Origin of the sequence: Nocardioides cavernae (genome assembly GCF_013410035.1) — a bacterium.
Lineage (GTDB): Bacteria > Actinomycetota > Actinomycetes > Propionibacteriales > Nocardioidaceae > Nocardioides > Nocardioides cavernae_A.
The window spans coordinates 18,238-39,037 of record NZ_JACCBW010000001.1 but is presented as its reverse complement, the minus strand read 5'-3'; the positions used below and the strand labels follow the sequence as shown (position 1 = coordinate 39,037).

Annotated in this window: 21 protein-coding genes and 1 pseudogene; 19 read left to right on the top strand and 3 right to left on the bottom strand. The window is 72.9% G+C overall.

Features of this window, described 5'->3' with window-relative positions:
* Positions 1 to 48: 48 nt before the first annotated feature.
* The 3 genes from F4692_RS00200 to ftsY all read left to right on the top strand — a co-directional run bounded on the left by F4692_RS00200 (position 49) and on the right by ftsY (position 2,412).
* Positions 49 to 225: a hypothetical protein gene (locus F4692_RS00200; protein WP_179617655.1), complete on the top strand. Its 177-nt coding sequence runs from the start codon at positions 49 to 51 to the stop codon at positions 223 to 225.
* Positions 226 to 320: 95 nt separating this feature from the next.
* The gene (locus F4692_RS00195; protein WP_179617654.1) at positions 321 to 1,232 is read left to right on the top strand and encodes a class I SAM-dependent methyltransferase; all 912 of its coding nucleotides are present in this window, start codon (positions 321 to 323) and stop codon (positions 1,230 to 1,232) included.
* 25 nt (positions 1,233 to 1,257) lie between these two features.
* Positions 1,258 to 2,412, top strand: coding sequence for a signal recognition particle-docking protein FtsY (ftsY, locus tag F4692_RS00190; RefSeq protein ID WP_179617653.1), 1,155 nt, complete (start codon positions 1,258 to 1,260; stop codon positions 2,410 to 2,412).
* Between the two features lie 118 nt (positions 2,413 to 2,530).
* Here ftsY and F4692_RS00185 read toward each other — a convergent pair whose 3' ends face one another.
* Both F4692_RS00185 and F4692_RS00180 read right to left on the bottom strand, forming a co-directional pair.
* The gene (locus tag F4692_RS00185) at positions 2,531 to 5,512 is read right to left on the bottom strand and encodes a glycosyltransferase family protein (RefSeq protein ID WP_179617652.1); all 2,982 of its coding nucleotides are present in this window, start codon (positions 5,510 to 5,512) and stop codon (positions 2,531 to 2,533) included.
* Positions 5,502 to 6,446, bottom strand: a complete 945-nt coding sequence (locus F4692_RS00180) for a rhamnan synthesis F family protein (RefSeq protein ID WP_179617651.1) — start codon at positions 6,444 to 6,446, stop codon at positions 5,502 to 5,504. The genes F4692_RS00185 and F4692_RS00180 overlap by 11 nt, the downstream gene beginning before the upstream one ends.
* A 221-nt stretch (positions 6,447 to 6,667) precedes the next feature.
* Between F4692_RS00180 and F4692_RS00175 the strand changes: the two genes are divergently transcribed.
* From F4692_RS00175 to F4692_RS00150, 6 genes are all read left to right on the top strand, one after another.
* Positions 6,668 to 7,951: an ammonium transporter gene (locus tag F4692_RS00175; protein WP_257029404.1), complete on the top strand. Its 1,284-nt coding sequence runs from the start codon at positions 6,668 to 6,670 to the stop codon at positions 7,949 to 7,951.
* Positions 7,948 to 8,286: a P-II family nitrogen regulator gene (locus F4692_RS00170; RefSeq protein WP_179617649.1), complete on the top strand. Its 339-nt coding sequence runs from the start codon at positions 7,948 to 7,950 to the stop codon at positions 8,284 to 8,286. The genes F4692_RS00175 and F4692_RS00170 overlap by 4 nt, the downstream gene beginning before the upstream one ends.
* A gap of 28 nt (positions 8,287 to 8,314) precedes the next feature.
* The gene (locus F4692_RS00165; protein WP_179617648.1) at positions 8,315 to 10,537 is read left to right on the top strand and encodes a [protein-PII] uridylyltransferase; all 2,223 of its coding nucleotides are present in this window, start codon (positions 8,315 to 8,317) and stop codon (positions 10,535 to 10,537) included.
* Between the two features lie 96 nt (positions 10,538 to 10,633).
* Positions 10,634 to 12,220: a signal recognition particle protein gene (ffh, locus tag F4692_RS00160; protein WP_179617647.1), complete on the top strand. Its 1,587-nt coding sequence runs from the start codon at positions 10,634 to 10,636 to the stop codon at positions 12,218 to 12,220.
* Between the two features lie 118 nt (positions 12,221 to 12,338).
* The gene (locus F4692_RS00155) at positions 12,339 to 12,707 is read left to right on the top strand and encodes a hypothetical protein (RefSeq protein WP_179617646.1); all 369 of its coding nucleotides are present in this window, start codon (positions 12,339 to 12,341) and stop codon (positions 12,705 to 12,707) included.
* A 10-nt stretch (positions 12,708 to 12,717) separates the two neighbouring features.
* Entirely contained in the window at positions 12,718 to 13,800 is a 1,083-nt protein-coding gene (locus tag F4692_RS00150; RefSeq protein WP_179617645.1) for an amidohydrolase family protein, read from the top strand.
* Here F4692_RS00150 and F4692_RS00145 read toward each other — a convergent pair.
* Complete coding sequence (locus F4692_RS00145) at positions 13,784 to 14,674, bottom strand: VanW family protein (RefSeq protein ID WP_179617644.1); 891 nt, start codon at positions 14,672 to 14,674, stop codon at positions 13,784 to 13,786. The two genes, F4692_RS00150 and F4692_RS00145, sit on opposite strands and share 17 nt — an antisense overlap.
* 82 nt (positions 14,675 to 14,756) lie before the next feature.
* Here F4692_RS00145 and F4692_RS00140 point away from each other — a divergent pair, with 82 nt between their 5' ends.
* From F4692_RS00140 to F4692_RS00100, 10 genes and pseudogenes are all read left to right on the top strand, one after another.
* On the top strand, positions 14,757 to 15,410 hold the full coding sequence (locus tag F4692_RS00140; RefSeq protein WP_179617643.1) for a GNAT family N-acetyltransferase: 654 nt from the start codon (positions 14,757 to 14,759) through the stop codon (positions 15,408 to 15,410).
* 186 nt (positions 15,411 to 15,596) lie between these two features.
* On the top strand, positions 15,597 to 16,151 hold the full coding sequence (gene rpsP / locus F4692_RS00135) for a 30S ribosomal protein S16 (protein WP_179617642.1): 555 nt from the start codon (positions 15,597 to 15,599) through the stop codon (positions 16,149 to 16,151).
* Between the two features lie 5 nt (positions 16,152 to 16,156).
* Entirely contained in the window at positions 16,157 to 16,399 is a 243-nt protein-coding gene (locus F4692_RS00130; RefSeq protein ID WP_179618940.1) for an RNA-binding protein, read from the top strand.
* A 97-nt stretch (positions 16,400 to 16,496) separates the two neighbouring features.
* Positions 16,497 to 17,078 (top strand): ribosome maturation factor RimM, encoded by a 582-nt coding sequence (gene rimM, locus F4692_RS00125; protein ID WP_308645086.1) that lies wholly within the window; start codon positions 16,497 to 16,499, stop codon positions 17,076 to 17,078.
* Positions 17,075 to 17,740: pseudogene (gene trmD / locus F4692_RS20765) on the top strand (tRNA (guanosine(37)-N1)-methyltransferase TrmD); the annotation flags it as partial. The gene rimM and the pseudogene trmD, both read left to right, overlap by 4 nt.
* Before the next feature lie 18 nt (positions 17,741 to 17,758).
* Entirely contained in the window at positions 17,759 to 18,253 is a 495-nt protein-coding gene (locus F4692_RS20760; RefSeq protein WP_308645201.1) for a GNAT family N-acetyltransferase, read from the top strand.
* Between the two features lie 204 nt (positions 18,254 to 18,457).
* Positions 18,458 to 18,808: a 50S ribosomal protein L19 gene (gene rplS, locus F4692_RS00115; RefSeq protein ID WP_179617640.1), complete on the top strand. Its 351-nt coding sequence runs from the start codon at positions 18,458 to 18,460 to the stop codon at positions 18,806 to 18,808.
* A 36-nt stretch (positions 18,809 to 18,844) separates the two neighbouring features.
* Complete coding sequence (gene lepB, locus F4692_RS00110; RefSeq protein WP_179617639.1) at positions 18,845 to 19,669, top strand: signal peptidase I; 825 nt, start codon at positions 18,845 to 18,847, stop codon at positions 19,667 to 19,669.
* Between the two features lie 41 nt (positions 19,670 to 19,710).
* Positions 19,711 to 20,451, top strand: coding sequence for a ribonuclease HII (locus F4692_RS00105; RefSeq protein ID WP_179618938.1), 741 nt, complete (start codon positions 19,711 to 19,713; stop codon positions 20,449 to 20,451).
* Positions 20,448 to 20,756, top strand: coding sequence for a DUF2469 domain-containing protein (locus F4692_RS00100; RefSeq protein ID WP_179617638.1), 309 nt, complete (start codon positions 20,448 to 20,450; stop codon positions 20,754 to 20,756). Before F4692_RS00105 ends, F4692_RS00100 begins: the two co-directional genes overlap by 4 nt.
* Positions 20,757 to 20,800 lie beyond the last annotated feature (44 nt).

The following is a 20,800-nucleotide window of genomic DNA, read 5'->3' as shown; positions in this document are numbered from 1 at the left end:
GGCGTGCCATGGTGGTGACGACCTGCCCGGCCCCACTCGGAGGACCCTGTGCTCGCGATCGTCCTGATGATGACCCTCGGCGTGCTCGTCGCCGCCGCCGTGGCGATCTACGTCGCCTACCCGCACCGCGGGGAGGCGGTGCCCGTCGTCCCGCAGGTGGGCAACGCCATGCGCAAGGGCGTCGACGCCCTGCCGACCCTCGAGGACTCCGAGTCGAAGGTCTGAGACCCCGACCCGTCCCGAGGCACCGGTCCCCGGGCCGGGCGACACGCCTTCCGGCCATACCGTGACGAGCGCCGCGGAGGGCTAGCGTGCAAGGCGTGAGCGCCTCACGTCCCGACGTGCGCAGGGCCTACTGCGCGGCCTGCGGCGCGATGGTGTCCCGGCAGTTCCGCCCCGGTCCCGACGGTCGTCCCGAGGCGACCTGCCCGCGCTGCGGGAGCCTCGAGCGGCACCGCTTCCTCTCGCTCCTCCTCGGTGCGCTGGCGCCGGACCTGCGCGACCTCGACACGGTCGTCGAGATCGCGCCGTCGCGCCAGTCCACCCCGCTCCTCGACCGCCTCGGCGCACGACGCAGGGTGGCCCTCGACCTGGGTCACGACAAGCGGCAGGTCGACGCCCTCGCCAGCCTCACGGCCCTCCCGCTGCGTGACGCCTCCGTGGACCTGCTGGTCTGCTACCACGTGCTCGAGCACGTTCCGGACGACTGCACCGCGATGCGCGAGATCGCGCGGGTGCTCAGCCCGCGCGGCATCGCCCTGGTCGAGGTCCCCATCAAGATGGGCGTGGCGACCGAGGAGGACCCGGCCGCCACCGCGGAGGACCGGGTCAGGCGCTTCGGCCAGGCCGACCACGTGCGGTGGTACGGCGACGACTTCGACGCCCGCCTGTCCGCGGCGGGCCTGTCCTCGGTGCGCGTGACGCCGCGCGCCCTGGTCGGCGACGCGGCCGTGGCGTGGTTCCACCTGATGTCCCAGGAGGTCGTGTGGGTCGCCCGGCCCGGGCACGCGTGCGGCACCCCGGTGGTGCCGGACACCGGGTCCGGCCTGGCCGCCGCGTTCGACGCGATGCTGGGGGACCTCGCGAGGGCCGAGGGCCGGCTGGCCCGTGCTCGCGCCCGCGGTGACCGCCTGGCCGTCCAGCGCGACGCCCTGAGGGCTCGGCTGGTCGGCGCCGAGACCGCCTCGACGGGCCGGGTGCTCACCCGCCTGCGGCGCGCCGTGCACCTCTGAGGGGGCCTCTGATTGGATTGGGCCCATGGGTGACTGGCTCTATCTGATCATCGCCATCGCGGTCGTCGGCGTGCTCACGCTCGCCGGACTGCTGACGTCCGGCCGACGCCGCAAGGCGGCACCGCCGAGCGCCGGCACGGACGTCATCGTTCCGCCGCCGACCGAGGGCGAGACCGCCACCGAGGCGCCACCGGAGCCGGCGGTCGACCCGGCGACGGTCGAGGCCGGACCCGGGGCGGCGGCACCGACGCTCGAGAGGCCCGAGAGCACCTCCTCGCGGCTCGTCCGGCTGCGCCAGCGGCTGTCCCGATCGCAGGGCGGCCTCGGCAAGGGCCTGCTCGCGCTCCTGAGCCGCGAGCGCCTCGACGAGGACACCTGGGAGGCGATCGAGGACACCCTGCTGACCGCCGACGTCGGTGTCGCACCGACCCAGGCGCTCGTGGAGCAGCTGCGCACCCGGCTGCGCGTCGAGGGCGGACAGGCGCCCGACCCGCGCGCCGTGCTGCGCGAGGAGCTCATCGAGCTCGTCGGCACCGACCTCGACCGCCGGGTCCAGGTCACCGGCGCCGACGGCAAGCCCGGTGTCGTGCTGGTGGTCGGCGTCAACGGCGCCGGCAAGACCACCACGGTCGGCAAGATCGCCCGCATCCTCGTCGCCGAGGACCTCACGGTGACCCTCGGCGCGGCCGACACGTTCCGCGCGGCCGCCGTCGACCAGCTCGCCACGTGGGGCGAGCGCGTCGGTGTCGAGGTCGTCCGCGGCCCGGAGGGCGGGGACCCGGCCAGCGTCGCGTTCGAGGCCGTCAAGCACGGCGTCGACAACGGCGTCGACACCGTCCTCGTCGACACGGCCGGCCGCCTGCAGAACAAGGCGGGCCTGATGGACGAGCTCGGCAAGATCAAGCGCGTCATCGAGAAGCAGGCCGAGGTCACGGAGGTCCTGCTCGTCCTCGACGCGACGACCGGCCAGAACGGTCTCATCCAGGCGCGCGTGTTCAGCGAGATCGTCGACGTCACCGGCATCGTGCTGACCAAGCTCGACGGCTCCGCCAAGGGCGGCATCGTCGTGCAGGTCCAGCGCGAGCTCGGCGTACCCGTCAAGCTCGTCGGGCTCGGCGAGGGCGCCGACGACATGGCACCCTTCGACGCGGCGGCGTTCGTCGACGCGCTGCTGGGCTGAGGCCAGATCAGCGATCCCCGGCTGACCGGGGATCACTGACGTTGTCAGGCGTTGCAGAGGCCGACAACGTCAGCGAGAGCCTGACAACCCTCCCGTCGGCTGGGCGTACGGCGCCGGGTCAGCGGGCGAGCAGCGCGCGCACGACGTCGTCGATCAGCGTCTCCGCGCGCTGGTCGAAGCTGTGCTCGGCGATGATCCGCGTGGCGATCTCGCGGCGGGTGGCGTCGTCGGGGAAGGCGTCGTAGGGCGGCGTGATGAGCCGCGCCAGCTCGTGCTCGTTGTCGAAGGGCAGCACCAGGCCGGAGAAGGTCTCCTCGAGCCCGTCGATGCGGTCGCTGAGGATCCGCGCACCGCACGCCGCGGCGTCGAAGAGGCGGTTGGAGGCGAAGCTGTCGCGCCGCATGTCGAGGTGGTGGTCGTTGAGCACCACGCCCGCGGAGGCGTACAGCGCACCGACCTCACGGTTGTCCACGCCGCCCGAGGCGATCTGGTCGCGCTCGACGAACTCGGTCCAGTCGTTGCCGTGCAGGGTGAGGTCGGCGCCGATGGCCAGCGCGCTGCGCACGGCGTAGCGGTAGACCCCGCGCGAGTTGCCGACGAAGAGGACCGCGGGGCCGGTGTCGGGCTCGGCCCGGTCGGGGTGGAACCACCGGGTGTCGGTGCACTGGAGCAGCGGCCGGATCGTGGTGCCCCACTCGCGCGTCATCCGGGCCGACCAGCTGGTGCTGGCGGCGTAGACGAGGTCGAAGGCGGCCACCTCGTCGGGCGCGATCATGTCGGGGTGGCTGATGATCCACTCGACGTTGAGCAGGCCCGGCCGCGGGGTGACGCGGTCGAGCCCCCGCAGCACGAGGAGGACGTCGTCGTGGTCGCGCGAGTCGCGCTCGCGGGCGTCGCGCCGGTCGATCGCGACGTGCTGCCCGCGGCGCTCGAGCGCGTCGGCGAGGGACCGGGCGAAGTAGGTGTCGCCCCACCGGTCGCCGCGCTGTGCAGCGGGCGACGCGATGTCGATCGCCCACCGCAGTCGCGGGGGTGACTCGTGGATCCCCTCGACGGCGCGCAGGACCAGATCGGGCACGAGCACCGACGGGGAGGTCCGGTCGTCGGGGTCGGCACGCACGCGCCGGTTGCGCTGGTCGGTGACCTCCAGGCCGGCCGTACGCAGCAGCGCGGGGGCGTGGTCGGCGGGCGGGTCGCCGGCCAGGACCGTCGACCGGAGGGAGGACATCGCGCCGATGAGCTCCTCGGGGGTGGCGTACGCCGTGCGCGAGGTGATCACGGCGTCGGGGACGACCACGGAGGTGCCCAGCCCGGCGCGCTCGGCGCGCAGCCCGAGGTCGGTCTCGGCCAGGACGCTGTGGAAGCGGGCGCCCAGGCCGCGCAGCTGCACGGCCGTCTCGGTGCGCAGCGCGACGAGCGGGGCCGCGGGTGCGGCGACGGTGCACTGGCCGATCCGGACGGCGTCGCTGGTGGGCAGGCCGGAGAGGAAGAGCTCCGGGTGGGGGTTGTCGGCGCTGAAGCGGGCGCCCGCGCTCAGCACGACGCCGTCGAGGTCCACGACGACCGGCTGGGCGAGCGCGACCCCGGGCCCGCGGACGACGTCGGCGAGACGCTCGGCGATGGGCTGGCGGGGCGGCATGGCCTCGGGGCGGACCAGCAGGAGCGTGCTGCCGGCCGCCTGGGCGATGCCGATGTTGGTGGCCGCCGACGTGGAGACCGATGCCGGGACGGAGACGAACCGCGCCCCGGAGATCACCGCGGCGATCGAGGCGGCCAGGACGTGGTGCGCCCGGCGCAGGCGTACGCCCACCAGCACGAGCTCGGAGCCCTCGCGCGGGATGGACCCGAGCCACTCGACGGTGCGGCGCGGCTCGGCGCCGACGGGCAGGACGTGGCTCACCAGCGTCTCGTCACCACGCCGGACCGCGGCCGCGTCCCAGTCGACGAGCTGGCGCTCGAGGACGACCGAGCCCCAGTCGTCGGCGAAGCCGGTGGGCGTCGGGTCGGGACGCCTGAGCACCGGCACGTCGACGGCGAGCGGCTCCTGGGTGCGGGTCAGCCGGAGCAGGAGGTCGCGCTCGACCGCTCCGTCGAGGCCCTCGTCGAACCCGCCGACGTCCTTGACGGCGTCGCGACGCAGCACGGCGGTGGCGAGGTCGACCGGCCGGCCGCCCACGAGCTCGTGGCGCGAGCGCCCGACGGCCCCGGCGCCGGCCAGCACGGCGGAGCTCCCGCTGCGGTGGGCGTGCGCCAGGAGGTCGTGGAGCTGCCCGGGGAGCCACTCCCGCCCGAGCGGCAGGAACGCGACGTGCTCGGCCGTGCCGTGCTCGAGGGCCACGTTGAGGGCCCGGGCGTGGCTGCAGCGGGACTCGCGCACCAGCGTGATCCGGTCGTCGAAGGCCGCGACGCCCTGCAGGACCGCAGCGGTGTCGTCCACCGAGCCCCGGTCGACCGCGACGAGGTGCCAGTCGGTAAAGGTCTGGGCCTGCAGCGAGGCGACGGTGCGGCGCACCAGCGGGCCCTCGTCCTGGGCGGCCATGACCACCGTCACGGCCGGCGACGCCGACAGGTCCGGCAGCGCCGGGGCCGGGCCGACGAGGTCGGGGCGCTCGCGCACGACCTCGTCGCGCCACTGGGCCGCGGCCTCGATGGCAGCCGCGCGGTAGGTCGACCACGACACCTTGCGCGGCAGGATCCGGGTCGGGAGCGGCGTGCCCGGCCCGGACACCGACAGCCAGTAGGAGAGGGCGCCGTAGGGGTGGTGGCGCGCCTCGGGGTGGGCGGCGAAGACGATGCGCGGGTCGACGAGCGGGTGCGGGGCGATGCGGTTGCGCCGGCGACGCTCGGAGACGTACCAGACCACGGGGTGCTGGCCGCTGCGCTGCCACGAGCGCCGGCGGCCGATCCACTGCGCCTCGAAGAGCGGGTGCGGCGAGACGTCGCCCGCCAGCACGGCCGCGCGAGCGGCCTCCTGGTCGTTGGTGAAGGTGGTGCCGAGCTGGGCCCCGATGTAGTCGGCGTCGACCAGGCCGGAGTCGACCATGACCTCCGCGGCGTCGTCGAGCCTCACCTGTCCCTGCCGGCGACGCTCACCGCGCATCGGAGTACCTCACGCGCGGGAAGAGCGGCTCGAGCGCGAGCGGCGTCGGCAGCAGCCGCTCCGTGTCGCGGACGGGGTAGTACTGCGCCGTGTCCTCGAGGAACTCGCGCACACCCGCAAACCGCTGCGGGAACCGCCGCTCGCACAGCTCGAGCAGGCGCTTCGCGTCGAGGTTGTAGGGGTCGTAGCGCAGGGTGTCGATCTTCACGTACGGCAGGCGGGCGTTGTCGAGGACCCGGTCGGCCAGGCTCCGCGCGGGGTTCCACGGCTCGTTGGCGCGCTCGCGCCACTCCCGCACCTCCGCGCGGTTGCGGGGGAAGGACGACCGGTGCGCGGCCCACCACCGCATCCGCTCGCGCGCGATGCGGCGGTCCTCCACGGTCTCGACGAAGTAGGTGTCGGAGACGAAGCCGGCGTCGTAGAGCCGCTTGGACATGCCGATCTCGTAGCGCCGGATGACCTGGCGGCGCTTGGAGATGGGCTCCATCTCCTCCCAGAACGCGGTGAAGGCGCGCGAGGCGACGACCCACGGCCGGAACGCCACGAAGAAGGACTGGATGTGGGGGGCGAGGCGCTCGGCCGCGGTGAGGCCCCAGAAGTCGCACGGGCGCGTCGCCATCTCGTCGAACACCGGCGCGTAGGAGTCGAGCGCGAAGACGTAGGTGTCGTTGCACACGACCACCTCGTCGTACTGCGTGAGGTCGCCGGCGGCGTCGAGGCCCACCTTGTAGCTGAAGAAGTCGTAGCCGTAGTTGGCCCGCTCGACGACCACCGCGCGTTCCTTGAGCCAGGCCCGGGCGGAGTCCTGCAGGCTGGCCGTCGTGCAGACCAGCAGGGTGTCGACCGACGCGGCCAGCGCCTCCACCTGACCACGCACGTGGGGCCGCAGCTCCCCGGCGACGTCGTAGTGCGCCATCACGGCCAGTCTGGACACGGCCGAACACTAACAAGGCGGCTCCGGGGGCCCGGCCGTTCACACACCCGTAACACGAGGCGCGATTCCGTTGCCTGCCCGCAACATGCACCGCGCCCCGGTGAAACCTGTCACTTGCAGGCTGCGGGGCAACCGGTGAGCCCGGCCATGACAGCGGCGTCATGGCTCGCGCCCACCCTCGTATCGTTCCTGGAGGTTCTGTGGACGGCTATTACGCCTTCATGCTGGTGGCAACCGCCTTCGTCATGATGATGACCGTGCCCGCGCTGGCCCTCTTCTACGGCGGCATGTCGCGGTCGAAGTCAGTGCTCAACATGATGATGATGTCGTACGTCGCGGCAGCCATCGTCGGGATCCTGTACGTCGCAGTCGGCTGGTCGATGGGCTTCGGCGGCGACGGCACCCTCTTCGCCAACCCCTTCGAGCTGGCCTGGCTCGACGGGGTGTCGACCGCTGACTACATCTTCGTGATGTTCCAGATGACCTTCGCGATCATCACCGCGGCGCTCATCAGCGGCGCCGTCGCGGACCGGATGAAGTTCTCGGCGTGGGTGCTGTTCGTCCCGCTGTGGGCGGTCATCGTCTACTTCCCGATGGCCCACATGGTCTTCAGCTGCACCGACGACTCGCTGATCTGCGGTCGGATCGGGGCCCAGGACTACGCGGGCGGCACGGCCGTCCACATCAACGCCGGTGTCGCGGCGCTCGTGCTGGTCGTCCTGCTCGGCAAGCGCATCGGCTGGCCGCGCGAGCAGATGCGTCCGCACAACCTGACGCTCACCATGCTCGGCGCCGGCCTGCTGTGGATGGGCTGGTACGGCTTCAACGTGGGCTCGATCGTCTTCGGTGACGACCCCGAGACGCAGTTCCCGCTGGAGACCGGGCGTACCTTCGCCAACACGACCCTCGCCACGTTCGGCGCGATCCTCGGCTGGCTGATCATCGAGCGCCTGCTGCACAAGAAGGCCACCTCGCTCGGCGCCGCGTCCGGCATCGTCGCGGGCCTCGTCGCCATCACCCCGGCGGCCGGCGCGGTGAACCTCTCCGGCGCCGTCGCCATCGGCCTCATCGCAGGCGCGGTCTGCGCCTGGGCCGTCGGCCTGAAGTACCGCCTCGGCTACGACGACTCCCTCGACGTGGTGGGCGTCCACCTCGTCGGAGGCATCATCGGCACCGTGCTGATCGGCGTCTTCTCCACGGCCGAGGGCGCCGGGGGCGTCGACGGCCTGCTCTACGGTGGCGGCGTCGGCTCGCTCGCCGACCAGTCCCTCGGGGTCGTCGTCGCGGTGATCTACTCCGGCATCCTGACCGCGATCATCGCCCTGGCGATCAAGTACACGATCGGCCTGCGCCTCGACGAGGAGGACGAGGTCAACGGCATCGACCTCGCCGCCCACGGCGAGTCGGCGTACGACCTGCACAGCGGCACCAGCGGCAGCGGCGGCAGCGTCCTCGCCGCGTCCACCGCCCCCGCCCCCACCCGGACCGAAGGAGCCAGCGCATGAAGCTCGTGACCGCGGTGATCAAGCCGCACAAGTGGGAGGACGTCCGCGAGGCACTCGAGACCTTCGGGGTCGCCGGCATGACGGTCTCCGAGGTGAGCGGCTACGGCCGCCAGAAGGGCCACACCGAGGTCTACCGCGGCGCGGAGTACGACATCGCGCTCGTGCCCAAGATCCGGATCGAGATCGTCGTCGACGACGCGGACGCGGACGACGTCGTCGGCATCATCGTCAAGACCGCGCAGACCGGACGGATCGGCGACGGCAAGGTCTGGGTCAGCCCGGTGGACACCGTCGTCCGGGTCCGCACCGGCGAGCAGGACGCGTCCGCCCTCTGATGGTCACCGTGCTCTCGGGAAGCCCGTCGTGACCGCACCGGGACGCCAGACCAGGGCCACCTCGGCCGACGAGCTCTGCCGGCAGGCATACGCTGCCTCCGCAGGGCCCGCCGCCGGGGTGGCCCTGGTCGCGGTCGGGGGGTACGGCCGCGGCGAGCTGGCCCCGCACTCCGACCTCGACGTCGTGCTGGTCCACGAGGACGACGTCGACCTCGGCGAGCTGGGCAGCTCCCTGTGGTATCCGCTGTGGGACTCGGGCCGCCGCCTGGACCACGCGGTCCGCTCGATGAGCGGGGTGCTCGACGCCGCGACCGACCTCCGGGTGGCCCTCGGCCTGCTCGACGCGCGCCACCTCGCCGGCGACCCCAACCTCACCCTGCGGCTACGCACGACGATGCTCGCCGACTGGCGCCGCCAGGCCCGGACCCGGCTGCCCGAGCTCAAGGCGATGACCCGCAAGAGGCACGACGTCACCGGGGAGCTCGCGCACGTCTCGGTGCCGGACGTGAAGGAGGCCGAGGGCGGCCTGCGCGACGCGGGCGTGCTGAAGGCGATCGAGGCCAGCTGGCTGGTCGACGCCTCGACCCCGGACCTGGAGACCGCGCGCCTGCTCCTGCTCGACGTGCGTGACGAGGTGCAGGACCTCGCGGGCCGTCCGGGGGACCGCATCGCACCCGAGATGTGGGCGCCCCTCGCGGAGCGGCTCGAACTGCCCGACGCGGAGGCCGCCCAGCGGCACGTCCGCTCGCTGGGCCGCCGGATCGCGCACCTCTCGCGGCTGGCGTGGCGCCGCACCGACATGATGCTCGCGCGCCCGACGGGGGAGAAGGGGAGGCGTACGCCCGCCCTCGAGCGGATCGCGCCCGGCATCGCCCTGTCCCGCGGCGAGGTCGTCCTCGACGCCGGGACGAGGCCCGCGGACGACCCGACGCTGCTGCTGCGTGCCGCCGCGGAGGCGGCCGGCCGGGACGCCGTGCTGGCGCCCACGACCGCCGCGCGCCTCGTCCGCGAGGGGGCCGAGCTGCCCGTCCCGTGGCCCGCCACGGCGCGCGACGCCCTCGTCAGGCTGCTGGCCAGCGGACCCGGCCTCCTCCCGGTCTGGGAGACGCTCGACGAGGTCGACGGCATCGAGACGTTCCTGCCGGAGTGGGAGCAGATCCGCCTGCTGCCGCACGCCTCGGCGATCCACCGCTTCACCGTCGACCGGCACGTGGTGGAGACGTGCGCCGAGGCCGGCGCGCTGATCCGCGGCGTGCGGCGCCCCGACCTCCTGCTCGTCGCCGCGCTCCTGCACGACATCGGCAAGGGCTCGTTGCACGACCACTCGGTCGCGGGGGAGCCGGTCGCCCGCAAGATCGTCGCCCGGATGGGGTTCACCGACCTCGACGCCGAGGTCGTCGCGTCGCTCGTGCGGTGGCACCTGCTCCTGGCCGACCTCGCCACCACCCGCGACCCCGACGACCCCGCGACGACCGCCGAGCTGCTCGCCCACGTGCCCGACGCGGCCAGCCTCGAGCTCCTGCGCGCGCTCACCGAGGCCGACGCCCGGGCGGCCTCCCCGGCGGCGTGGACCACCTGGCGCGAGTCGCTGGTCGACCGGCTGGTCTCGCGCGCCGGGCACGCGCTCGGCGCCGACGTCACCCACGCGACGACCGTGACATCGTTGCCGGTCCCGGACTCCGTGCGCCGCGACCCGGACGCCGTCTCGGTCAGCGTCGAGCCGCACGACGTCGGCGCCACGGTGACGGTGGTCGCCCACGACCGGGTCGGCCTGCTCGCCGACGTGGCCGGGGGGCTGGCCGGCCTGCGGGTGCCGGTCAAGGCAGCGCGCGCGTGGGCGCAGGTCGACGCCGACGGCGAGTGGGGGATCAGCGCCTGGGAGGTGCCCGACGCCTACCTCGACGCCACGGTCGTCCGCGAGCGGATCCGACGGGTCGCCGACGGGAGCCAGCGGCTGCCCGACCTGCCCGAGCGCCCGGCGGGCGAGCTGCCGCCCATCGTGGAGGTGCGCCCCGACGCCTCGCGCGCCTCGCTCGTCCTGGAGATCCGCACCTCCGACCGTCCGGGCGTCGTGGCCCGCGTGCTGAGCACGCTCGCCGGCCTCGGCCTGACCGTCGCCTCGGCCCACGTGTCGACGCTCGGGCCGCAGGCGGTCGACGTGTTCTACGTGCAGGAGGTCGGGGGCGTACGTCCCACGGAGGAGCGGGCGGCAGCGGCCGCCCACGCCGTACGCACCGCGCTCGGCGGCTGACGTCGGCGGCCCACGCACCGGCGATCCCGCGCGAGTGCGCCGTCCCGGATAGGCTGGCAGGCGTACCACCCATCGATCCGAGGGACAGCCCACACCGTGTTCGCCACACTCTCCGACCGCCTTGCCGACACCTTCAAGAACCTCCGGGGCAAGGGCCGGCTCTCCGAGGCCGACATCGACGCCACCGCGCGCGAGATCCGCATCGCGCTGCTCGAGGCCGACGTGGCCCTGCCGGTGGTCAAGGAGTTCGTCGGCGCGGTCAAGGAGCGGGCCCGCGGCGAGGAGGTCAGCGGCGCGCTCAACCCCGCGCAGCAGATCATCAAGATCGTCCACGAGGAGCTCGTCGCGATCCTCGGCGGCGAGACCCGGCGCCTGCGCTACGCCAAGTCCGGCCCCACCGTCATCCTGCTCGCCGGCCTCCAGGGTGCCGGCAAGACGACCCTGGCGGCCAAGCTCGCGCTCTGGCTCAAGGACCAGGACAAGACGCCGATGCTCGTCGCGGCCGACCTCCAGCGTCCCAACGCCGTGCAGCAGCTGCAGGTCAACGGCGAGCGCGTCGGCGTCCCGGTCTTCGCGCCCGAGCCGGGCAACGCCCAAGGAGTCGAGCACGGCGGCGACCCCGTCGAGGTCGCCCGCGCCTCCATCGAGGAGGCCAAGCGCAGGCTCCACGACGTCGTCATCATCGACACCGCCGGCCGCCTCGGCGTCGACGAGACCCTGATGCAGCAGGCCGCCGACATCCGCGACGCCGTGCAGCCCGACGAGGTCCTCTTCGTCGTCGACGCCATGATCGGCCAGGACGCCGTCACCACGGCGCAGGCCTTCCTCGACGGCGTCGGCTACGACGGCGTCGTCCTCACCAAGCTCGACGGCGACGCCCGCGGTGGCGCCGCGCTCTCGATCCGGTCCATCACCGGCAAGCCGGTCATGTTCGCCTCCAGCGGCGAGAAGATGACCGACTTCGACCTGTTCCACCCCGACCGGATGGCCTCGCGCATCCTCGACATGGGCGACATGCTCACCCTGATCGAGCAGGCCGAGAAGGCCTTCGACTCCGAGCAGGCCCAGGCCGCGGCGGCGAAGCTCGGCACCAAGGGCGGCTTCACCCTGGAGGACTTCCTCCAGCAGATGATGCAGATCCGCAAGCTCGGCTCGATGACCAAGATCATGGGCATGCTCCCGGGGATGGGGCAGTTCCGCGACCAGCTCGAGAACTTCGACGAGCGCGAGATCGACCGCATCCAGGCCATCATCCAGTCGATGACGCCCGCCGAGCGGGAGAACCCCAAGATCATCGACGGCTCCCGCCGCGCCCGCATCGCGGCCGGCTCGGGTCGTCAGGTCTCCGACGTCAACCAGCTCGTCGACCGGTTCTTCGAGGCGCGCAAGATGATGGAGTCGATGGCGCGCGGTGGTGGCATGCCCGGGATGCCGGGCATGCCCGGACTCGGCGGCGGCAAGCGTGCCGGTGCCCGCCAGCCCGCGCAGGCCAAGGGCAAGAAGGGCAAGAAGCGCGTCTCCGGCAACCCGGCCAAGGCGGCGCAGCAGAAGGCCGCCCAGGACGCCGCGGCCGCCGCTGCGCCGGCCAACCCCTTCGGCAACCCGGACGGCGCCGACCTCGACTACGAGAAGGCTGCCGAGCAGCTCAACCTCCCCAAGGACTTCTCCCAGTTCCTGAAGTGATGAGACGAGCAGTCGGTCACGAGCGGAGCGAGTGACCGACTGCGGGCCCGGCCAGGTCGAGCAAGCGACACGGCTGAGGAACGAAGCCGTACGAGCGCGTCGAGACCGGGAGGTGGCCATGGACCGACGATCCACACTCGTCGTCGACGGCGCCAACGTCGTCGGCTCCGTGCCCGACGGCTGGTGGAAGGACCGTCCCGGGGCGGCCCGGCGGCTGCACGAACGGCTGCTGGTGGCCGACACGCCCTACGACGAGATCGTCCTCGTGCTGGAGGGCCAGGCCAAGGCGGGCGTACGCGCCGGGCGTGACGCGCACGTCCGGACGGTGCACGCCGCCCGTGACGGCGACGCGGAGATCCGCGAGCAGGCCCGCCTGGCGGCCGCCGCCGGCGGCAGCGTCGTCGTGGTCACCGCCGACCGCGCGCTGGCGGCCAACGTGTCCCCGGCCCAGGTCCTCAGCCCGTCCTGGCTGCTCGACCGGCTGTAACGTCGCGCGCATGCCCACTGCGCAGCGCTTCCGCGGCCCGGTCCTCCCCGACGGCGAGCCGCGCGACCTCTACGTCGTCGACGGTCGGATCACCTACGAGCCCCAGGCGGGCGCCGAGACCGCGGCGCAGGGCTGGATCGTGCCCGGGCTCGTCGACGCCCACTGCCACCTCGGCCTCGACGACTTCGGCGCGACCGACGACGAGGCCACCGAGCAGCAGGCCCTCGCCGACCGCGACGGAGGGGCCCTGCTGATCCGCGACGCCGGGTCGGCCGCGGACACCCGGTGGATCCACGACCGCGACGACCTGCCGCGCCTGATCCGCTGCGGTCGCCACATCGCCGCGACCCGGCGCTACATCCGGGGGTACGCCCACGAGGTCGAGCCCGAGGACCTGGCGACGTACGCCGCCCAGGAGGCACGCAACGGGGACGGCTGGATCAAGCTGGTCGGCGACTGGATCTCCCGCGACGAGGGCGACCTCGCCCCGTCGTTCCCGGCGGACGCGTTCGCGGCCGCCATCGCCGCCGCGCACGCCGAGGGTGCCAAGGTCACCGCGCACTGCTTCGGCCACGGCGTCCTGCCCGGCCTGATCGAGGCGGGCATCGACTGCATCGAGCACGGCACCGGCCTGACCGAGGACCTCGTCGACGCGATGGTCGAGCACGGCACACGGCTGGTCCCCACGGTGATGCAGCTCGACAAGTTCCCCGAGCACGCGGCCGCCGGGCGCGAGCGCTTCCCCGACTACGCCGCGACGATGACCGACCTCTACGACCGGATGCCGTCCACGCTGATGGCGGCCTACGAGGCCGGGGTGCCGATCTACGCCGGGTCCGACGGGGGCGGCATCAGCCGCCACGGCAACATCGCGGGCGAGGTCGAGGCACTCGTGCGGATCGGCATGCCCGCGCACGACGCGCTCGGCGCCGCGAGCTGGCGGGCCCGCGAGTGGCTCGGCGTGGACGGGCTCGAGGAGGGCGCGTCGGCGGACTTCGTCGTCTACGACCGCGACCCCGTCGCCGACCTGTCGGTGCTGCGCACGCCGAGCGCGATCGTGCTGCGCGGCGTCGCCGTCAGTCGAGGTCGATGACCTCGACGTCCGGCCCCGGCTCGTAGACGACGAGGGCGCAGTTGCTCTTGACCAGCTCGTCCCCGACCTGCTCGCCGGTGCGCCGGTCGATGACCCGCCGCCACACCTCGTTGCGGCGGAACACCCGGCCCTCGCTGCGCAGGAACCGCTCCTCGCGCGCCTCCACCCTGTAGGAGTGCGGCGGCCGCTCGTCGGTGCGCAGCTGGCCGTGGAGGTAGCGGTCGCCGACCCACGCGCGCAGCTGGAACGGGTGGTCGGTGTCGTTGCGCACGACCAGGTCGACGTAGTTGTAGACGATGGAGCAGCCCACGCCCCACGGGAGCACCCGGCCGCGGTCCGGGAACGGATCGAAGGAGTGCTCCGAGCGCTCGACGACGGTGAGCGGCGAGTGGAGCACCATCCAGTGGACGAGGTTCGCGAGCTGGCAGATGCCACCCCCGACGCCCGCCTCCGCCGAGCCGTTGGACAGCCTCATCCCGTCGACGTAGCCCTTGCGCCGCGTGCAGTTGCCCACGACCCGGTTGAACGACAGCGATTCCCCGGGCCCGATGACGATGCCGTCCAGCCGCCGGGCCGCCAGTCGCAGGTTCGTGACCTTGTTGTGCTGGAGGTGCATCTGGTCCGGGTCGAGCTCGCGGAGCAGCAGGGAGCCGTGCTGCACGAGCCGCACGGGCAGGTCGTCGGCGGTGCGGTGCGTCGCCCAGGCCACCCGGCCCGACCAGGAGTCGCGCGCCCACCGCGTACGCCGTCGCGCCCGGTGCACCGCCATCGCCGCGGGCAGCAGCCACGGATGGCGCTGGGTGAGCCGCGGGGGAGCAGTGAGCCGGGCCGGCAGCTCGAGCGGCTCGGGCGGCTGGGCGTGCACGCTGGTCATACCCGGTAGACGCGGTCCGGGCCGCCGCGGTTGCGCAGCGCACGGTTTGTGGTCGGTGCGCGCCGCGGGGTGGGATGGCCGCATGAGCACCCTCGTCGACCTCTACCCGCCCTTCGGCCTGCACGTGGTCGCCGGACCGATCGAGCTGCGCGGCCTCACCGACGACCTGCTCCTGGAGCTGTGCCACCTCGCCGAGGCCGGCATCCACGACCCCGGCGAGATGCCCTTCTACGTCCCGTGGTCGACCGCGCCGGTCGGTGAGCTCTCGCGCAACACCGCCGCCTACCACTGGGGCAAGCGCTCGACGTTCTCGCCGGACGACTTCTGCCTCGACCTCGCCGTGCTCCTCGACGGTCGCGTGATCGGCGCCCAGGGCATCGCCGCCACCCACTTCCCGGTGACCCGGACCGGCGAGACCGGCTCGTGGCTGGGGCGGGAGTTCCAGGGCCGCGGGCTCGGCACCGCGGTGCGCCGCGCGTTCTGCGCGCTCCTCTTCGACCACCTCGGCTTCGAGGAGATCACCTCCGCCGCGTTCGTCGACAACCCGGCCTCGCTCGGTGTCTCCCGCAAGGTCGGCTACCGGCCGACGTCGGTCCGGCGGATCAAGCGACGCGAGGGCGAGCTCGCCCTCAACCAGGGCCTCGTGCTGACACCCGGGACCTTCGTGCGCGGCGACGTGCCCGTCGAGGTGACGGGAGCGGCCGCCGTACGCGCGTTCATCGGCCTCGACGACTGACCCGGGGGCGCTGGTCGGGCCGGATTGGTGGCGCACGCCCCGCGTCTGGCAGAATCTTCACTCGTGTCCTGCGCGCCCGGACCCTCTCATCCGAGCACGCAGCGCCCATCGAAGGACCGGTCCTGGTGTTCCCCACCGGAGGACAGGTCCCTCACCCACGACAATTTCTGAGGAGACACCACAAACGTGGCCGTCAAGATTCGCTTGAAGCGCCTGGGCAAGATCCGGGTGCCGCAGTACCGCATCGTCGTCGTCGACTCCCGCAAGAAGCGCGACGGCAAGGTCCTCGAGGAGATCGGCAAGTACCACCCCAAGGAGGACCCGTCCTACATCGACGTCGTCTCCGAGCGGGCGCAGTACTGGCTCGGCGTGGGCGCCCAGCCCTCCGAGGCCGTCGAGGCGATCCTCAAGGTGACCGGTGACTGGCAGAAGTTCAAGGGTCTGCCGGGCGCCGAGGGCACCCTCCAGGTGAAGGAGCCCAAGCGCTCCAAGCTCGACATCTTCAACGAGGCCCTCAAGGAGGTGTCCGCCGAGTCGAAGGGCTCCGCGACCACCGCCAAGAAGAAGGCCGACAAGAAGGCCGAGGACAAGGCCGAGGACAAGGCTGCGGAGACGACCGAGGAGCCCGCCGCCGAGGCGCCTGCCGAGGTCCCCGCGTCGGAGACCCCTGAGGGGGCTGCCGAGGCTGCTGAGGCCGCCGAGACCGTGACCGCCGAGGACGCCGGCAAGAGCGAGGCGTGAGCGACGTGCTGGCCGAGGCTCTCGAGCACCTGGTGCGCGGCATCGTCGACCACCCCGACGACGTCGTGGTCCGCGACAAGCAGCTGCGTCGTGGCTCGATCCTCGAGGTCCGGGTCCACCCCGACGACCTCGGCAAGGTGATCGGCCGCAACGGCCGCACCGCGACCGCCTTCCGCACCGTCGTCTCGGCCCTCGCCGGCCGGGGCGGTGCCCGGGTCGACTTCGTCGACACCGACCGGCGCGGCTGAGCACCAGCACCACCTGTCGTCGACGGGCGTCACCCCACGGGGGTGGCGCCCGTCGCGCATTTCCGCTCCGGCGCCCGCGCGGCGATAGCCTCGGCGCGTGAACGAGGACAGCAGGGCCGACATCGAGGTCGTGGTCGGCCGCATCGGCAAGCCGCACGGCATCCGCGGCGAGGTCACCCTCGACGTACGCACCGACGAGCCGGACCGGAGGTTCGCGCCCGGGACGACGCTGCGCGCCGAGGCACCCGCGGGTGCCGACCGGCGGCCCTCCGCCCTCACCGTGGCCCGGGCGAGGTGGCACCAGAGCACGCTCCTCGTGACGTTCGAGGAGCTGTCCGACCGCACCGCGGCCGAGGCCGTCCGCGGCACCCTCCTGCACGCCACGATCGGCGCCGACGAGACCCCCGACGACCCGGAGGAGTACTACGACCACCAGCTCGTCGGGCTCGCGGTCGTCGACCTCGACGGCACGCCGCTGGGGACCGTGAAGGCGCTCGTCCACGGGTCGGCGCAGGACCTGGTCACCGTGCGCACCACCGACGGTCGTGACGCGCTCGTGCCCTTCGTCTCCGCCCTCGTCCCCGAGGTGGACCTCGAGGCCGGGCGCCTGGTCGTGGCCGACCGGCCCGGCCTGGTCTCGCCGTTCCCGGACGAGCAGGGGCCGGGGGACGCGGGATGAGGTTCGACTACGTCACGATCTTCCCGGAGTTCTTCGCGCCCCTCGACCTCTCGCTGCCCGGCAAGGCGGCCGCGAAGGGCCTCGTCGAGTTCCACGTCCACGACCTGCGCGCCCACACGCACGACCGCCACCGCACGGTCGACGACACGCCCTACGGCGGGGGTGCGGGCATGGTGATGAAGCCGGAGCCGTGGGGCCAGGCGCTCGACGCCGTCGCCCGCGACGCGACGATCGTCTTCACCACCCCGAGCGGCGAGCCCTTCACCCAGGCGCTCGCCCACGAGCTCAGCACCCACGACCACCTCGTCCTCGCCTGCGGACGCTACGAGGGCATCGACCAGCGGGTCGTGGAGCACGCCGCGACCCTCGGCACCGTGCGCGAGGTCAGCCTCGGCGACTACGTCCTCAACGGCGGCGAGGTCGCGGCGCTCGCGATCACCGAGGCGGTCGTCCGCCTCCTGCCGGGCTTCATGGGCAACGCCGACTCGCTCGTCGAGGAGTCGCACGCCGACGGGCTGCTCGAGTACCCCGTCTACACCAAGCCCGCCTCCTGGCAGGGCCGCGAGGTCCCCGAGGTGCTGCTGTCCGGCGACCACGCGCGGATCGCCGCCTGGCGTCGCGCGCAGGCCGAGCGCCGCACCGTCGAGCGCCGTCCCGACCTGCTCCCCGCGACCGGAGCCGTGGGCGCCCTGGCCGACCTCGACGTACGCCCCGCCGTGCCCGCCGACGCGGGCGAGCTCTTCACGCTGCAGCGGGCGTGCTGGCTCCAGGAGCTCCAGGCCAACCCCGGGGTGGAGATCCCTGCGCTGCGCGAGTCGCTCGACGACGTACGCCGGGGGCTGGGGGAGTGGACCGTGCGCGTCGCGCGCGAGCCGTCGTCGGGTCGTCTCGTCGGCGCGGTGCGCGGGCGGCTCGACCGGCACGGCGAGTGGGACATCGGCCGGATCATGGTCGCCCCGGACCTCCAGGGTCGCGGCCTGGGCAGGGCGCTGCTCGAGCTCGTCGAGGAGCTCGCCCCCGAGGACGTGGAGACCTTCGTCCTCTTCACGGGTGCCGGGTCGCTCGACAACCAGCGGATGTACAAGAAGGCTGGGTTCCGGATCCGTACCGACCGGCGCGCCCCCGACGGTGCCGTGATCATGACCAAGCGGGCCCGGCGGCGGATTTCCCGCTGAGCCGGCGCTCTGGCAGACTTCACCCTCGGTCTGCTCGAGGCCAGGGTCGCCCGGACGCATCAGTCGATGCACCGCCCCGGGGGCCTGCCGTACCGCACCTGCCACAGGGGGCGCGCCGGCCCGGTCGCACCGAGCAGCCCCGCACGACCCGAATCCGTCACCACCAGATCCGCGGCTGACCTGTGGCACTCGCGAGGAGCAGTCATGACCAACGTCATTGCCGAGCTCGGCAACTCCCTCAAGCGCGACGACGTCCCGGCCTTCCGTGCCGGCGACACCGTCAAGGTCCACGTGAAGGTCGTCGAGGGCAGCCGCTCGCGCGTCCAGGTCTTCCAGGGCGTCGTGATCCGCGTCCACGGTGCCGGCGTCGGCCGCACCTTCACGGTCCGCAAGGTCTCCTTCGGCGTCGGCGTCGAGCGCACCTTCCCGGTCAACTCCCCGATCTTCGAGACGATCGAGGTCGTGACCCGCGGCGACGTCCGCCGCGCCAAGCTCTACTACCTGCGCAACCTCCGCGGCAAGGCCGCCAAGATCAAGGAGCGTCGCGAGGCCTGATCTGCCATTCGACCAGGGACTGGTTAGTCTCTGCGAGTGACTTCCGATGACCGCGGCTCCTCGTCCGTCTCCATGGACGAGGAGCCGCGGTCGTCGCATTCCCGGGACGAGCCGCTGAGCGCCGCGAAGGGGAGGTCGAAGCGCAAGCAGCTGCCTCTGTGGCAGGAGACGATCCTGCTGCTCGGCGTCGCGCTGGTCCTCGCCATCGTCATCAAGACGTTCTTCGTCCAGGCCTTCTACATCCCGTCGGAGTCGATGGAGCCGGGCCTCATCCTCAACGACCGGATCCTCATCCAGAAGGTGTCCTACTGGGGCGACGGCGAGCCCCAGCGCGGCGACGTGGTGGTCTTCAAGGACCCGGGCGGCTGGCTGCCCCCGATCGACTCCGCCGGCCCGACCAACCCGGTCGCGCAGGTGATGGCCAAGGTCGGGCTCTACCCGACCGGCGGCCATCTGGTGAAGCGCGTCATCGGCGTCGCCGGCGACACCATCGAGTGCTGCGACGACCAGGGGCGCCTGGTCGTCAACGGCCAGCCCCTCGACGAGGCCGCCTACGTCAAGCGCGGTGGCGCGAAGTGCAACGGGCCGATGCCGACCAACGGCGCGTGCAACGAGGACTGGGAGGTCGGCCCGATCCCCGACGGCCACATCTTCGTGATGGGTGACAACCGCTCGCGCTCGGCCGACTCCTCGCAGAAGATGTGCCAGCCCGACGAGACCGAGTGCGTGCCCGGCGACGAGTTCGTCCCGGTCGACCTGGTCGTCGGCAAGGTGTTCGTGCTGCTCTGGCCCGCCGACCGCTTCCGCTGGAACACCCGTCCGGCCACGTTCGAGGACGTGCCGGACCCGTCGTCCTCGTGACGCAGCACGTCGAGCACCCGCCCGCGCCCGTGCCGGGTGGCGTGACCGTGCGACGTGACGCCGGGATCTACGGCTACGAGCGTGCCCTGCGCCGGGCCGGTCTCGAGCCGATCGCGGGGGTCGACGAGGCGGGTCGCGGAGCGTGCGCCGGTCCGCTCGTGGCGGGGGCCGTCGTGCTGCCGCCCGGGAAGGCGGGGGTCGTCCCCGGGCTCGCCGACAGCAAGCTCCTGACCGAGGCCGCGCGCGAGCGTGTCTACGCCCAGGTCGTACGCCGGGCGCTGGCGTGGTCGGTCGTGGTGATCGACAGCGAGGAGTGCGACCGCCTCGGCATGCACGTCGCCAACCTGGAGGCGCTGCGGCGCGCGGTCGCCCGGCTCGCGACGCGGCCGGCGTACGTCCTCACCGACGGCTTCCCCGTCGACGGCCTCGGCGTGCCCGGCCTCGCGGTGTGGAAGGGCGACCGGGTGGCCGCCTGCATCGCGGCGGCCTCGGTGGTCGCCAAGGTGACACGTGACCGGCTGATGGTGGGGCTCGACGGGGACTGGCCGGCCTACGACTTCAAGACCCACAAGGGCTACATCACCGACGTCCACGAGGCCGCGCTCGCCGCGCACGGACCCTCGCCGGTGCACCGGATGCGCTTCGTCAACGTACGCCGCGCGGCGGGTCTCGAGCCGGTGCCGGGTCCGGCCGGGGACCCGGCCACTAGTGTCGGTCCGGAACAGCCCGGGGAGCCCGACGAGCACGACGGGCAGGGCCGGCCGGAGCAGGAGGACGCATGAGCGCCGAGGACCTCGAGAAGTACGAGACCGAGATGGAGCTCACGCTCTATCGCGAGTACCGCGACGTCGTGGGGATCTTCAAGTACGTCGTCGAGACCGACCGGCGCTTCTACCTCTGCAACCAGGTCGACGTGAAGGCGCGCTCCGAGAGCGGTGACGTGTTCTTCGAGGTGTCGATGAGCGACGCCTGGGTCTGGGACATGTACCGCCCCGCCCGCTTCGCCAAGAACGTCAAGGTGCTGACGTTCAAGGACGTCAACGTCGAGGAGCTCGCTGCGCAGGACATCGACCCGCCCAAGGACTGACCGGGCCACCAACCGTCCACAGGCGGCCCCTCCCCGCGCTTCTC

Excerpts from the sequence above, each read along its gene's own strand:
- ftsY (WP_179617653.1), top strand. The coding sequence starts at position 1,258 with ATGGGTGACTGGCTCTATCTGATCATCGCCATCGCGGTCGTCGGCGTG.
- F4692_RS00185 (WP_179617652.1), bottom strand. The coding sequence starts at position 5,512 with ATGCGCGGTGAGCGTCGCCGGCAGGGACAGGTGAGGCTCGACGACGCC.
- F4692_RS00175 (WP_257029404.1), top strand. The coding sequence starts at position 6,668 with ATGCTGGTGGCAACCGCCTTCGTCATGATGATGACCGTGCCCGCGCTG.
- F4692_RS00170 (WP_179617649.1), top strand. The coding sequence starts at position 7,948 with ATGAAGCTCGTGACCGCGGTGATCAAGCCGCACAAGTGGGAGGACGTC.
- F4692_RS00155 (WP_179617646.1), top strand. The coding sequence starts at position 12,339 with ATGGACCGACGATCCACACTCGTCGTCGACGGCGCCAACGTCGTCGGC.
- F4692_RS00150 (WP_179617645.1), top strand. The coding sequence starts at position 12,718 with ATGCCCACTGCGCAGCGCTTCCGCGGCCCGGTCCTCCCCGACGGCGAG.
- F4692_RS00145 (WP_179617644.1), bottom strand. The coding sequence starts at position 14,674 with ATGACCAGCGTGCACGCCCAGCCGCCCGAGCCGCTCGAGCTGCCGGCC.
- F4692_RS00140 (WP_179617643.1), top strand. The coding sequence starts at position 14,757 with ATGAGCACCCTCGTCGACCTCTACCCGCCCTTCGGCCTGCACGTGGTC.
- rplS (WP_179617640.1), top strand. The coding sequence starts at position 18,458 with ATGACCAACGTCATTGCCGAGCTCGGCAACTCCCTCAAGCGCGACGAC.
- F4692_RS00100 (WP_179617638.1), top strand. The coding sequence starts at position 20,448 with ATGAGCGCCGAGGACCTCGAGAAGTACGAGACCGAGATGGAGCTCACG.